The sequence below is a fragment of the Nocardiopsis yanglingensis genome, assembly GCF_045809185.1.
Taxonomy (GTDB): Bacteria; Pseudomonadota; Gammaproteobacteria; order Xanthomonadales; family Xanthomonadaceae; genus Stenotrophomonas; species Stenotrophomonas yanglingensis.
This window is the reverse complement of sequence record NZ_JBJNRH010000001.1, coordinates 154449-168079: the sequence shown is the minus strand read 5'-3', so window position 1 is coordinate 168079 and position 13631 is coordinate 154449. Positions and strand designations below refer to the sequence as shown.

Sequence of the window (13631 nt, the reverse complement as noted above, 5' to 3'; positions counted from 1 at the left end):
GGCTCAGCCGAACCAGCCGTGCAGCATCCACGGCGCCTGCGGATTGTTGCGCTCACGGAAAGCCCAGCCGCGCTGGCCGTGTGCGGTCTCCACCACGTAGTAGTCGCGGCGTGCGTCGGCCTGGTCCCACCAGCCCGATTCGATCCGCTCCGGTCCGGTGACGATGCGCAGCCGTGGATCACGCAGCGGTTGCGGGGTGTCCAGCAGCCAGCCGGGGCGCAGCGGCCAGTACGACGGAGGCTTGGCCGCAGGCTGGGTGCCGCTGGCACGCTCGGGGCGGTGGTCGGCCTGCACGGCCAGCGGTTGCACGGCGTCATCGCCGAGCCGCGCACGCAGGCGCTCGCGCAGCTGGTTCCAGGGCATCGCCTGTGCCGGCCGGGTGTCGAACAGGTCACGCGCGGCGGGCACGAACGGTGGCAGCTGTTCGGCCTGCAGGCGCAGTGCGCGGCTGCCAGCGGGCAAGGCGAACGCTTCCATGCGGTTGCGTGCGATCTCGAACAGCAGCGCGGGATCGCGCTCGGGTGCCAGCAGGCCGATGGTCAGCACGCTGGCCGGCAGCAGGTCATGCTCGAAGTGCAGGTCGAAGCGCTGTACGCCGCCATCGCGCGAGCACAGGAAGGCCGCCAGGTCCAGCAGCAGGCGGCGCAGCGGGAACAGCAGGGCCTGGCTGGATTCGATCTCGTATTCGAATTCGATGCGTGCATCGAAACGGTCCGGTGGCTGGTAGTAGCGCAGTGGCGCGGTGGGCAGGCCGCGCAGCGCATCCAGTTGCTGCAGCACCTCGGGTGAGAAGCGCCGGGCCAGGCTGTCGCGCGGCAGCTCGAGCACCGCACCCAGCGTGCGAAGACCGGAACGGCCGAGTACGGTCACCGCTTCGCTGGGCAGGCCACAGCGCGGCAATGGCAGCTGCGCCAGTGCCGCTGGCAGCTGCTGCGCATCGATGCCGAGGCCGTCGTGGACGTTGGCCAGCACGCGCGCGGCATGCGCGGTGGGCGCGGCCACCAGACGATGGCGGAAACCAAGCTCATGCAGTTCGTTGCGCAGCCGCTGCTCGATCGTCAGCCAGTCGCCGAACAGGGCACGGCTGGCACCGATTTCCATGACCAGCGCGTGTGGAAAATCGAGGCTGACCTGCGAGCTGTAGGCATAGGCCCAGCTGGCCAGCAGCTGCCGGGTGTGCTGTTCGGCGGTGGGATCGTAATCGTGCAGATGCAGGTCCTGCACCAGTACCTGCGCAGCCGACAGCAGCATGCCTGGACGCAGCCCCGCTGCGCGTGCCGACGGGCTGACCGCACGCAGTACGCGACGTTGTGCCGGCCCCTGCAGCAACACCAGTGGCCGCTGCGGATCCGGTTGCAGGCGCAGCACGCTGTCCAGCGCCAGCTGCGGCAACAACAGGCAGGCCCAGTGCATGGCGCGGCCTCAGTGGGCGATGGCCAGCGGCAACGGCTGCGCGGGTGGCAGGCCGCCACGGCACTTCAGCACCCGTACCTGGCCGTGGTCGAGCTGCAGGCGCAGGCTGGCCGGGGAGGGGTTGCGCGCCGCCTGCGCCTCGCGGAACACGAAGCCCAGGCACTGGCCGCTGTCGGCAGCCACCTGCAGCCGGCGCAGGGCGCGATCATCGGCCTGGTGCGGCCAGCACAGCACCGCCGCGCAGGCCGCAGAGCGCAGGCATTGTTCGGTGGCCCACAGCGCCTGTTTCGGCGCGGCGTGGATGATCTGCAGCTGGGCCAGGTCCAGCCCGGCGGCGGCCCAGGCCGGGGCATGCGGGCGATAGGGCGGGGCGACCAGCACGATCGGGCGGTCGCGCTGGCTCAGCTTCGCCAGCGCCGGCCAGACCAGGGCCAGCTCGCCCACGCCGGGCGCTGCCTGCAGCACCTCGCACAGCCCGCTGGCCGGCCAGCCACCGCCGGGCAGGCGCGCATCCAGTGCCGGGTGGCCGCTGGCCAGGTGGTCGCTGGCCGGTCCCTGGCGGGCTGGGCCGCGCCACAGCTGGCGGCCGTCCAGCAGCCGGTCGAGGGCGACGACGGCGCCCATCAGCCGGTCCTCCAAGGGAGGCGCCGGGTGGGCTGGAAGCGGCAGGAACGGGCGGAAACGACAGGCATGGCGCGAGTATCGACGGGCCGGTATCAGGGGCTGAGACCGGACATGCTACTCGCCTTGTGAGTAGAATTACTAATGAAATTGGCGGGTCGGGTTTCAGGTTGCTGAAGGGGGAAAGCATCCACGCATGGCGTGGATCTACTGGAGAGAGCCTCGGTAGATCCACGCCATGCGTGGATGGGAAAACGGTGCCGACCAGGGTCGGCACCCACAGGCCCCGGTTACGGGCGGACCGGCAACGCGACCGGGCGCAGCGGCGCGGCATCGCCGCCGCGGATCTTCAGCGGGCCGCCGATGAAGGCGAACTCGTAGACCTTGTCGCGGGCCAGTTCGTCCAGCGCCACCAGCTCGATGATCGGCGCACCCTGCTGGGCCAGCAGGTAGGTGTGCAGCGGCACGTAGTCGTCGGACACCTCCGAGGGGAAGGTCTCGAAGCTGAGGTTGTCGGCGCCGACGATCATCGCGCCGCTGTCCTCGACCAGGAAGCGCGCGGCGTCCAGGCCCATTCCCGGCGGGTTGGCCATGTACGCCTTCGGCTGTTCGAACAGGCGCATGCGGCCGGTGCGGATCAGCACCACGTCACCCTGCTGCAGCTTCACCTGCTGGCGTGCCAGCGCATCCTTCAGGTCCTGGCGGGTGACGCGGTAGCTGTCCGGCAGCATGTCCACTCCCTTGGCGCCGGCCACGTCGATCAGCACGCCACGCGCGATCAGCGGCGGGAATTTCTCGATGCCGGTGACGTTCCAGCCACGGTCGCCGAGGTGCTTGTCGGCCTCGAAGCCGTTCCAGATCTTTCCGTGGATGCCGAAATGGTTCAGCGCATCGATGTGGGTGCCGGTGTGGCTGTACATCGAGAACGCGGTGCCGGTGTAGCTGCGGGTGAGGTTCATGGTTTCACCCACGCCCATCGGATCATCCATCACCGTGCCGCGCGGGGTGTGGGTCATCCAGAACTGGTAGTGCGGGTCGCCGGCATCCTGCCAGCTGGGCATGCCGACGTAGTATTCGGTGGCCAGGTCATAGGCCTTGCCGCCGCTGACCCGCGACAGGATCGCTGCACGCGAGGCCTCGGTGATCAGGTTGAGGCGGCCGATCTCGTCCTTCGGCCCCCAGGGGCTGGTGCCGACCTGCTGGCCGGAGGGAACGCGTTCGTGCGCGGACACGGTGGTGGAAGCGGTGGTGCCGGCCAGCAGCAGGGCCAGCGCGGTGGCCAGGGTACGTGGGGTCATGGGGAGTCTCCTTGCAGGGTGGGGGATGGTGCGGCTCAGGCCGCGACCAGGTGCGCCAGGGCCTGGCGCAGGTGTGGCAGCGGCAGGGTCTGCAGGCGCAGGCCGTTGCCGCCGATCACGGTGGGAATGGAACGGATGCCGAGGGCAGCGGCTTCGGCACGATCGGCCTCCACGCGCTGGCGCACTGCGTCGCTGCGCATGTGGTCAGCGAAGGCGCCACGTGGATGGCCCAGCGATTCGGCGATATCCAGCAGTACTTCGGCGTCGCCGATGTTGCGGTGCTGGTGCAGGTGCGCCCATTGCACGGCATCGAACATCGCGCCATGGGCGTCGTTGCCACCGAGCATGCCGGCGGCCTGGCAGGCCAGTGCGCCGAGCCAGCCGGACGGATACTCGAAGTCCTGTGCGCGCATGCCTTCGATATCGATGCGCGCGGTATCTTCGTGCGCGGCGCAGTCGGTCCAGTGGCGCAGGATGATCGCCTTGGCGCGTTCCATCGAGCCGAACACCTCGATCATCTGCGCGCGCGAGTCCTGCAGCACGAAGCTGCGGTGGCGCACCTGGATGCCGAGTTCGGCCGAGACCTGCTGCAGGCGCGGGGCCAGCACGAAGCACCAGCCGCAGACCACGTCGTGGAAGAAATCGACCACCGGCGCGGCGGTGGCGGGGGAAGGAACGGGAGACATCTGCCTGCCATCGGGGAGAGGGGAGGCGGCAGATTAGGCAGCGCGGCGTGGCTGAAACAGCACGCCGCGGGCAGCTCAGTTTTCGCTGACGGTTACGAATCCAGGCCAGCGCAGCCGGGCAGCTCGGCGTGCAGGAAATCGATGAACGCGCGCACCTTGGGCTGCAGGTGGCGCGACGTGGGATAGACCGCATGCACGAAGCGCGGCGGATAGCGGTGGTCGGGCAGCACCTGCTGCAGTTCGCCACGAGCCAGTGCCGGTGCCGCCAGGAACGAGGGCAGGGCGCCGATGCCCATGCCGGCCACCAGCAGGTCGCGCAGCAGCAGGCTGTTGTTGACGGTGACGCGCGCCGGCAGGGTGATGGTCACCTGGCCGTCGGGGCCGAGCAGCGGCCAACTGCCGGGCGAGTCGGACAGGCTGTAGGCCAGCACGCTGTGCGCCTGCAGCTCGTCCACCGCCTGCGGTGCCGGATGCTGCTGAAGGTAGGACGGGGCCGCGCACAGCACCTGCTGCAGCGAGGCCAGCCGGCGCGCCACCAGCCGCGAGTCGTCCAGCTCGGCACGCAGCCGCAGCGACACATCGAAACCTTCGCCGACCGCATCGAGCAGGCGGTCTTCCATCACCAGGTCCAGCGACAGCTGCGGATGCTGCTGCAGAAAGCGTGGCAGCAGCGGTGACAGCGTGCTCAGCGCGAACGACTGCGGCGCATTGACGCGCAGGCGCCCGGCCACGTCGCCGCGCTGTTCAGCGATGCCGCGTTCCAGCGCCTCCAGTTCGTCGAGCAGGCGGCAGCATTCGCGGTAATAGGCGTGGCCGGTTTCGGTCAGGCTCATGCGCCGCGTGGTCCGCTGCAGCAGTACCACGCCCAGGTGCGCTTCCAGCGTGCGCAGCTGCTTGCTGAGCCCGGCGGGCGACATGCCCAGGTCTTCGGCGGCACGGGCCAGCCCGCCGCGTTCGACAATGCGGCGGAAGGCACGCATCAGGTTGAAGGAATCCATGCCGGTCCCGGGCGCGATGAGGGCGCCATTGTAGAGCCGCGCCGTGGGTGGATGTGGCAAACGCGGTGCCGACCACGATGGGCATCCAGCAGCGGCGGACCCACGGGTTGCGCCGTTTGTTCAAGCTGCCAACCCGCATGCCACGCCAGCATGCAGGCCCCTCACTTTCCGGGTTGCCCATGAAGCACTGGATGCTCCGCCTGTATGCCCCGCTGTTCCTGCTGGGTTTCGTTGCCGCCGCCGTCGTCTGGGTCGGCCGCCTCCACGGCGATCCGCTATGGCTGCTGGCCTTGCTGGCGGTCGCCATCGCGGTCTCGTTCGCCGCCGAGCGCGTCTGGCCGTACGACCCCGCGTTCAACCACGACCACGGCGACAGCCTGCGTGACACCCTGCATGCGCTGGTCAACGAGAGCCTGAATCTACTGTCGATCGCGGCGGTGCCGCTGCTGTCAGCGCTCATTCCGTGGCAACTGTGGCCGGTGCAGTGGCCGTTTGTTCTGCAGGTACTGCTGGCTATCGTCTGCGCCGACCTTGGCATCACCCTGGTGCACTACGCCAGTCATCGCATCGGCTGGCTGTGGCGGTTGCACGCGGTGCATCACAGCGTTACCCGCATGTACGGCTTCAACGGGCTGATGAAGCACCCGTTGCACCAGGCCGCCGAAGCGGTGGGCGGTGTGCTGCCACTGCTGCTGTTGGGCCTGCCGATGCCGGTGGCGGCGGTGTTGGCGTTCGCCATCGCCATCCAGCTGCTGCTGCAGCACTCCAACGTGGACATGCGTCCCGGCGTGCTGGGCCGGGTGATGGCCTGGGCGCCGCTGCACCGCTTCCACCATATGCGTTATGGCACCGCCGGCGACGTCAACTTCGGCCTGTTCCTGACCGTATGGGATCACCTGCTGGGGACTGCCTTCGATGCGCCAGGCTATCGGCTGCGGCAGCACGACCTCGGCATCGGCAGCCAACCAGACTATCCGTGCGATTATCCGGGGCAGCTGCTGGCGCCGTTCCGCGAACTGCCGCATGGCGAGGTGCCGGAGCTGCCGGAAGGTCTGCGCAGGCGCGGGTGATCGGCCGTGTCAGGCCGCGTGCAGCTGCAGGCCCTGCAGCTGCGCGGCACCGATGCCGAACATGCGGCGCAGGTTGCGCGAGAGATGGGCCAGGTCGGCGAAGCCGGCGGCATGTGCACTGTCGGTCAGGCTGTGCCCCAGCAGGTGGTGCGCGAGCGCGGCACGCAAGCGCCGCCACAGCACCCAGCCGCGCAGGGTCACCGCCAGATCGGCCTGGAAACGCCGGTGCAGCTGGCTGGTGGATAGATGCGCCGCCTCGGCGATGTCGGCGGCCGGCACCGGGCCGGGCAGGTGCTGGGCGATACGGGACAGCGCTGCCTGCACGCGGCGGTCCAGCGGTTGCGGCCGGCTCAGCCGTGGCAGCCAGTCGTGCAGCTCCAGCGCGTTGCCCGGCAGCGCGTGCAGGTGCTGCTGGATCTGTTCGAGGTCTGCATGCGCCGGCTCAAGGAACACCGTGCAGCCCGCTTCCGGCGCCGACAGGATCGCGTGCGGCTGGAATGACGGCAGCCACAGCCGCTGGCCCTGCTGCCGCACGCCGTCGACTTCGACCTGCCAGGGCGCGCCGTCGCTCAGCAGCAGTTGATGGGCGTAGTGCGCGTGCGTATCGCTGCCACCGGCGTGGCCCTGCAGCACGGCCACGTGAGCATCCAGCAGCAGCGTGCCATTCCAGGGCAGGGCGGGGGAGGACATGGAGGGATTGTAGATCCACGCCATGCGTGGATGGACCTCCACCGGAATCGAATATCTCGTGTTGATTTGAAAAGCATCCACGCATGGCGTGGATCTACTGGCCACCAGCCAGCTGTCGAAGGCGGGGCACTGTGGGTTTGCGGGGTGTGAGCCGCATGGATGCGGCGACCAAGGCTACATGGACGTACTTGCGCCGTCCCCGCAGACCCACAGTGCCCCGCCACCCCACAGGAAGCCCGCTGTTGCTTCGGCTGTTGCTTCTGAGGTTGCCGGCCAGCGGCCGGCACTACCGCGGGTGCCGGGCGCAGCCCGGCCGTCACCTCACCGCCCGTGCGGGTCGGGCCGGTGATGCACGTACTCGACCACCGTGCCATCGGGATGCACCGCATTGAATGCCGCCCCGGTGGGCACCACCTGCAACGGGAAGATGATCTCGGCGCCAGCCGCCACCAGCTTGTCGTGATAGGGCCGAACGTCATCGACCAGCAGCGTCCCCGTGGTCGAAGTGAACGGCGCCAGCGCCGCCTCGCTGCCCTCGATCAACAGAAACGCACCGACCATCGCCAGACGCAGGCCAGCCTCCGGAAACGGGAACCCCGCATCGGCCACCACACCCTGCAACTGCTCGTAGAACGCCACGCTGCGCTCCAGCTCACCGGGTGCCACGAACACCCGGATCAGCACGCGTGGCGCGCGCTGGCTGGACGTATCGCAGCGGTCACGCCAGAGATGGTCGAAGTCGCGGTGGACGGTCATGGGCTCGGTTCGTGGCCAGGGACCCTCATTATCAGCAGCCTCGCGCGGCGCGCTGATGACCGCCGGTGATGGACTGATAACCGAAGGCCAGGTTGCCCCTGTGACTTAGGTCCTGTTGACAGGTGTGAACGCCCTCGCACAATCTTCACATGATTGGGTCGCCCTGCGCGGCCCGGACAGGCAGGTTGTCACGCCGGGAGGAGGGTCCCAGGCGCAGACCGGCCCGTCCTTCGGCCTGCGGGACGTTGCCTGGCAACCCCTGTGCGGCATGAACGCTGCACCCTTCGGCGGCACTTTCCCTGGACCGATTGCCTTGGCAACGGAATTACGCCCGCTGATGAAAACGTTTACAAAGCCGCTTGCACTGTCCCTGGCCCTGTCTGCCGCACTGGCCGCCCCGGCCTGGGCCGACCCCGCCGCGTTCACGGTGCTGACCCTGGAACAGGCGCCGACCGCCGAAGCGATGCCGGCCCTGGCCGCCCAGCTGAAGACCCTGCAGGTGGACGCGGTGAGTGTGCGTCAGGTGCAGCGCGGCATCGGCCAGGTTGATCCGCTGCAGGTGCTGGCCGACGGCCTGGGCTACGAGTACCGCTTCATTGCCGCCGGCAAGGACGATGGCCAGACCCAGCGCGGCCAGGCCGTGCTGACCCGGCTGCCGATCGCCGCTGAATCCGGCCCCGACCAGCCGGGCCTGAACTACCTGCGCCTGGACGATGGTCGCCACACCGTAGCGGTCTACACCGATGCCGGTGCAGGTGCCGCGCAGTTGCCGGCGCTGGTCACGCGTTCGCGGCTGGGTGCACCGGCGGTGCTGCTCGGCGCGGTGGCCGGTGAATCGGCCAAGGCCGCAGGCTTCGATCCGGCGCGTGTGGCGCTGGAAGCGGATGCCAGCTATTTCAGCGACGGCTTCCAGGCCGCCAGCAGTGCACCGTTCAAGGTGGAAGGCAGCACCCTGCGCGCCACACTGCTGACCCTGGCCTATGCCGCCGACAAGCACGGCAACACGCCGTGGATGGACACCACCCTCAACGCCGATGCGCGCGCTGCGCTGCTGCTGAAGGCGATGACCGAGGATGAGAAGTTCCAGATGCTGCACAGCTACTTTGGGCTGGGCAAGGATGGTGGTCCGCTGCCGGAAGGTGCGGTCGGTTCGGCCGGTTTCGTGCCCGGCGTGGCGCGCCTGGGCATTCCGTCGCAGCAGTCGGCCGATGCCGGCGTCGGCGTGACCAATCCGGGTGGCATCCGTCCGGGCGATTTCGCCACGGCGATGCCGTCGGGCCCGTCCACGGCCTCCAGCTGGAACCGCGAAGTTGCCTTTGCCGGTGGCGCGACCATGGGCCGCGAGGCGTGGCAGCAGCGCTTCAACATTCTGCTGTCGGGCAGCGTCAACCTGCAGCGCGACCCGCGCAACGGCCGCAACTTCGAATATGCCGGCGAAGACCCGCTGCTGGCCGGTTCGATGGTTGGCGCGCTGATCCAGGGCGTGCAGAGCCAGCACGTGATCTCGTCGATGAAGCATTTCGCGCTGAACGACATGGAGACCCGCCGCAACTTCCACGACGTGCGCATCGGCGAACAGGCCATGCACGAGTCGGACCTGCTGGCCTTCGAGATCGCGCTGGAGGCTGGCCGCCCGGGCGTGGCGATGTGCTCGTACAACAAGATCAATGGCACCTACGGCTGCGAGAACGGCTACCTGATGAACCAGGTGCTGAAGCAGGAATGGAAGTTCCCCGGTTTCGTGATGTCCGACTGGGGCGGCGTGCACAGCGGTTCCAAGGCGGCGCTGGCCGGCCTGGACCAGCAGTCGGCCGGTGAAGTGTTCGATGCGGCGGTGTTCTTCGATGAGCCGCTGCGCCTGGCCGTGCACGGTGGCGTGGTGCCGCAGGCGCGCCTGAACGACATGGTGGCGCGCATCCTGCGTACGATGTTCCTGCACGGCAATTTCGACAACCCGCCGCAGCACCAGAAGGTGGATGCCGAGGCCGGTTTCGCCGTCCCCCAGCGCACGGTGGAAGAGGGAAGCGTGCTGTTGCGCAATGAAGGCAGCCTGCTGCCGCTGGCCGACAGCGTGAAGCGCATCGTCATCATCGGCGGCCACGCCGACAAGGGCGTGATCGGTGGCGGTGGTTCGTCGATGGTGGGTGTGACCGCCAAGGGCACCAACGCGGTGCCGGGCGTGCTGCCGACCACCTGGCCGGGGCCGGTGATCTTCCACCCGTCCTCGCCGCTGGAATCGCTGCGTGCGGCGCGTCCGGATGCAACCATCGAGTATGTGGATGGCACCAATGCCGCCGCTGCGGCCAAGGCAGCAGCACAGGCCGACGTGGCCATCGTGTTCGCCACCCAGTGGGCGGCCGAATCGGTGGACCTGCCGGACATGCAGTTGCCGGACAATCAGGATGCCCTGATCTCGGCCGTGGCCAAGGCCAACCCGAAGACCGTGCTGGTGCTGGAAACCAACGGCCCGGTGCGCACGCCGTGGCTGGCGCAGGTGCCGGCGATGCTGCAGGCCTGGTACCCGGGCATCCGCGGTGGCGAAGGCATTGCCGCGCTGTTGACCGGCCAGGTCAATCCGTCCGGCCGCCTGCCGGTGACCTGGGTGACGGATGAATCGCAGCTGCCTCGCCCGCACATCGACGGCCTCGGCTTCAAGCCGGCCAAGCCGTTCGGTGATGTGTTCGATTTCGATATCGAAGGCGCCAACGTCGGCTACAAGTGGATGGCAGCCAAGGGCCTGACCCCGACCTTCGCCTTTGGTCATGGCCTGTCCTACACCTCGTTTGCCTATGAAAACCTCAAGGTGAGCGTGGAAGGCTCGCGCCTGGTCGCCAGCGTCGACATCCGCAACACCGGCAAGCGCGCTGGTGCCGACGTGGCCCAGCTGTACCTGAAGCTGCCGGCCGGCAGCACCACGCCGATCCGCCTGATCGGCTACGACAAGGTGAACCTGCAGCCGGGCGAACAGCGCCGCATCCGCATCGAAGCCGAGCCGAAGACCCTGGCTCACTACGATGCACAGGCCCGCCAGTGGAAGATCGACGGCGGCACCTACCAGGTGCAGCTGTCGCGCAACGCTGCCGAGCCGCTGCAGACGGTGGACGTACAGCTGGTGGAGCAGGTGCTGCGCTGAGGCTTGAAGGCATGGCCCCGCAAGGGGCCATGCAAAGAAAAAGGGGACGGAGGGGATCAAGTCGTTTATGCATAAACGACTTAATCCCCTCCGTCCCCTTTTTTCATTTACCGAACCACCCGAGCAGGAAATCAATCAGCTGCCGTACCTTCGGTGAGGGCTGTGTGCTGTGCGGGTAGACCGCGTACACGCTCTGCTGCGGGAAGCGGTGCTGGCGAAGGATCGGCCGCAGCCGGTCCTGGGCGAGGTCGTCTTCGATCAGCCAGCGCGGCAGTACGGTCACGCCGGCACCGGCCACGGCGAAGGCGCGCAGGCTGCTGGCGCTATCCACGCGCACCACCGCATTGCCGGGATTGGTGGCGAACAGGGCCTCGCTGCCGTCGGCGGCGATGACCGGTACATCGGCCAGGCGCGGATAACCGAGACGGGGCAGGGTACCGACCTGCACCGGATCATCGGCGGCGTCGGCGGACACCAGGCGCGCCAGCAGCGCCGGTGCGGCGACCGCGCACAACGGATGCCGTTCCAGCTCGCTGGCATGCAGCTGCGAATCCGGCAGGCGTCCCAGCCGGATCGCCAGGTCGAAGCGTTCGGGAATCAGGTCCGCCGGCGCGGGTGACGTGGACAGGTGCAACTGCAGGGCCGGATGCCGAGCACGGAAGGCTTCCAGTGCGGGAATCAGGCGCAGCTGCGCGTACTCCGGGGTGGTGGTCAGGCGCAGCACGCCCTGCAGCTGATGCTGGTCGCGGCGTGCGGCATCAATCGCCGCCTGTGCTGCATCCAGTGCCTGCACACAGTGCTGCAGGAACTGCTCGCCGGCGTCGGTCAGCGCCAGGTGGCGAGTACTGCGCAGCAGCAGGGTCACGCCCAGTTCCTGCTCCAGCCGCTTCAGGTTGAAGCTGACCACCGCGCGGCTCAGGCCCAGGCGATCAGCCGCGGCAGTCAGGCTGCCGGCGTCGACCACGGCACGGAAGATATCGAAGCGATCGAGGCTGACCATGGCGATCCATTGTCAAAATAGATTTGACAGTGTTGCAGCTGTCGTCGTGTTTTTCCAACAAGCCCCGGGCGGCATGCTGGTGGCTTCTCTGCTGGAGCGCCGCCGATGCCGTCCCCCCGCCTGCGCCATGAGGTGATCTTCCTGCTGGTGTTCGCCCTGGATCTGGTCAACATGTTCATCGCCACGGTGGCCTATCCGGCATTGGAAGCGGAGATGCACACCGATATCAGCACCCTGGCCTGGGTGGGCACCGCCTACATGCTGGGTCTGAGCGTGGTGATTCCGCTGGCGCCCTGGTTGGCCGCGCGCTGTGGCGAGCGTCGCCTGCTGCTGGTGGCATTGCTGTTGTTCGCGGCTGCCGCTGTGCTGGCCGGCGCTGCACCGGGTATCGGCTGGTTGCTGGGCTGGCGCCTGCTGCAGGGCCTGGCCGGTGGCCTGCTGATTCCGGTGGCACAGGCGGCAGCGTACCGACAGTGCACGCCGGACCAGCGTGGCGCGCTGACCCGCCGCATCCTGCTGGTTGCGCTGCTGGTACCGGCACTGGCGCCCGCGCTCGGTGGGCTGCTGGTGCAGTGGTTGTCCTGGCGCGGCGTGCTCTGGGCCAGCCTGCCCTTGGCGGTGGTGGCGATCGGGCTGGTGCTGGCGTGGATGCCGGCCGATGGCGCGCGCAGTGCGCCGCGCCTGCAGGCCTATGCGCTGTCCACCGCGATGCTGGCGCTGGGCGCGCTGCTGCTGGCGCTGACCTGGCTGGGCGAGTCCGGACACCGCGGCGCAGGTGCCGTATTGCTGCTGGTCGCGCTGCTGCTGGCGGCGGCCCACCTGCGGCATGCACGGCGGCAGGCGCAGCCACTGCTGCGCTGGTCGCTGCTGTCCCATCGTGGGCTGCGGCTGGCGATGCTGGTCTATCTGGCAGTGCCCGGTGTGTTCATCGGCAGCCAGCTGGTCAGTACCCTGCAGTTGCACCAGGCCGGCTACAGCGCGGCACGCATCGGTGGGTTGATGCTGCCGTGGGCGCTGGCTTCGGCCATTGCGATCACAGCCAGCAAGCGCCTGCTGGCCCGTTTCGGCGCAGCCAGGGTACTGCGTGCGGGCATGGTCCTGCAGGCCAGCGGCCTGCTGTTGATGGCGCTGCTGCCGCAGCCGGCCTTCGCATTGGCCGCGCTGTTGTTCGCGCTGATGGGTGCCGGCGGCAGCCTGTGCAGCAGCACGGCGCAGACGCTGGCCTTCCAAGGCGTGGAGGGTGAAGCGCTGGGCGATGCCAGTGCCCTCTGGAACCTCAATCGCCAGCTCAGTTTCTGCCTTGGCACCGCCGCCATCGCGCTGCTGCTGGCATTGACCATGCAATGGCTGCCGGAAAACGCCACGCGCGTGGCGTTGGGGCTGGCCGCCGTACTGACCCTGCTACCGATGGCATTGCTGCATCGACCGCAGCGGACCACCTTTTCGCAACCGGAGAACACCTGATGGATACCACCGCAGAACATGAAATCCACCACCTGCACGACAAGCTGCAGGCCTGGTTCCGTGCCGACATGCGCGCCGACGCGCTGGAGGATCTGATGGCGCATTTGTGCGCGGACTTCAGCATGGTCGGCATCGCCGGACGCCGATTGGATCGGCAGGCCGTCCAAGCGTTGTTCGCGGGTGGTCATGGCGCGCGCCCAGGCCTGCAGATTTCCATCGACGCCGTGCAGGCGATGGACGCGCCGTTGCCGCTGGCCGTGCTGCGTTATCGCGAAGGGCATGCCGTGGGTGCAGGGAAAGTCGCGTGGCGGGAGTCGCTGGCGGTACTGCGGCAGGAAGAGGGCCGTTGGCGCTGGCTGGCGCTGCATGAAGTGCCGGTGGCCTGACCGGTAGTGCCGGCGAGCGCAGCGGCACCGGAGGCACATGTGCCATCAGTCCTGCCCATATCCGCCGCAGAATGCAAAGCCCGCCCACACTTCACGGCGCAGGGCAGGAGTAGGCT

The 13631-nt window shown here is 68.4% G+C and carries 12 protein-coding genes; 4 read left to right on the top strand and 8 right to left on the bottom strand.

Annotated features, from left to right (window positions below; all coding sequences use genetic code 11):
* Positions 1–3: 3 nt before the first annotated feature.
* From ACJ7C5_RS00740 to ACJ7C5_RS00720, 5 genes are all read right to left on the bottom strand, one after another.
* A complete protein-coding gene (locus ACJ7C5_RS00740; RefSeq protein ID WP_412702794.1) occupies positions 4–1413 on the bottom strand; it encodes a Y-family DNA polymerase in 1410 nt (469 codons plus the stop codon).
* A gap of 9 nt (positions 1414–1422) precedes the next feature.
* Positions 1423–2037, bottom strand: coding sequence for a translesion DNA synthesis-associated protein ImuA (gene imuA / locus ACJ7C5_RS00735; protein WP_014037572.1), 615 nt, complete (start codon positions 2035–2037; stop codon positions 1423–1425).
* A gap of 287 nt (positions 2038–2324) precedes the next feature.
* Complete coding sequence (locus ACJ7C5_RS00730; protein WP_094000855.1) at positions 2325–3332, bottom strand: cyclase family protein; 1008 nt, start codon at positions 3330–3332, stop codon at positions 2325–2327.
* A gap of 35 nt (positions 3333–3367) precedes the next feature.
* Entirely contained in the window at positions 3368–4018 is a 651-nt protein-coding gene (locus ACJ7C5_RS00725; protein WP_097049205.1) for a DsbA family oxidoreductase, read from the bottom strand.
* Between the two features lie 92 nt (positions 4019–4110).
* Entirely contained in the window at positions 4111–5016 is a 906-nt protein-coding gene (locus ACJ7C5_RS00720; protein ID WP_006373549.1) for a LysR family transcriptional regulator, read from the bottom strand.
* A gap of 191 nt (positions 5017–5207) precedes the next feature.
* On the opposite strand from ACJ7C5_RS00720, the gene ACJ7C5_RS00715 reads away from it, so the two are divergent.
* Positions 5208–6086 (top strand): sterol desaturase family protein, encoded by an 879-nt coding sequence (locus ACJ7C5_RS00715; protein WP_412702793.1) that lies wholly within the window; start codon positions 5208–5210, stop codon positions 6084–6086.
* Positions 6087–6095: 9 nt separating this feature from the next.
* On the opposite strand, the gene ACJ7C5_RS00710 is transcribed toward ACJ7C5_RS00715, so the two are convergent.
* Positions 6096–6776, bottom strand: a complete 681-nt coding sequence (locus ACJ7C5_RS00710) for an AraC family transcriptional regulator (protein WP_412702792.1) — start codon at positions 6774–6776, stop codon at positions 6096–6098.
* Between the two features lie 321 nt (positions 6777–7097).
* Positions 7098–7532 carry a VOC family protein gene (locus tag ACJ7C5_RS00705; protein ID WP_021204492.1) on the bottom strand — a complete coding sequence of 145 codons (435 nt, stop codon included), beginning with the start codon at positions 7530–7532 and terminating at the stop codon, positions 7098–7100.
* 337 nt (positions 7533–7869) lie between these two features.
* On the opposite strand from ACJ7C5_RS00705, the gene ACJ7C5_RS00700 reads away from it, so the two are divergent.
* The gene (locus ACJ7C5_RS00700; RefSeq protein WP_412702791.1) at positions 7870–10665 is read left to right on the top strand and encodes a beta-glucosidase family protein; all 2796 of its coding nucleotides are present in this window, start codon (positions 7870–7872) and stop codon (positions 10663–10665) included.
* A gap of 103 nt (positions 10666–10768) precedes the next feature.
* Here the strand turns inward: ACJ7C5_RS00700 and ACJ7C5_RS00695 are convergent, their stop codons facing one another.
* A complete protein-coding gene (locus tag ACJ7C5_RS00695; protein ID WP_412702790.1) occupies positions 10769–11665 on the bottom strand; it encodes a LysR family transcriptional regulator in 897 nt (298 codons plus the stop codon).
* A gap of 105 nt (positions 11666–11770) precedes the next feature.
* Between ACJ7C5_RS00695 and ACJ7C5_RS00690 the strand changes: the two genes are divergently transcribed.
* Both ACJ7C5_RS00690 and ACJ7C5_RS00685 read left to right on the top strand, forming a co-directional pair.
* Entirely contained in the window at positions 11771–13129 is a 1359-nt protein-coding gene (locus ACJ7C5_RS00690) for an MFS transporter (protein WP_412702789.1), read from the top strand.
* On the top strand, positions 13129–13515 hold the full coding sequence (locus tag ACJ7C5_RS00685; protein WP_412702788.1) for a DUF4440 domain-containing protein: 387 nt from the start codon (positions 13129–13131) through the stop codon (positions 13513–13515). Before ACJ7C5_RS00690 ends, ACJ7C5_RS00685 begins: the two co-directional genes overlap by 1 nt.
* Positions 13516–13631 lie beyond the last annotated feature (116 nt).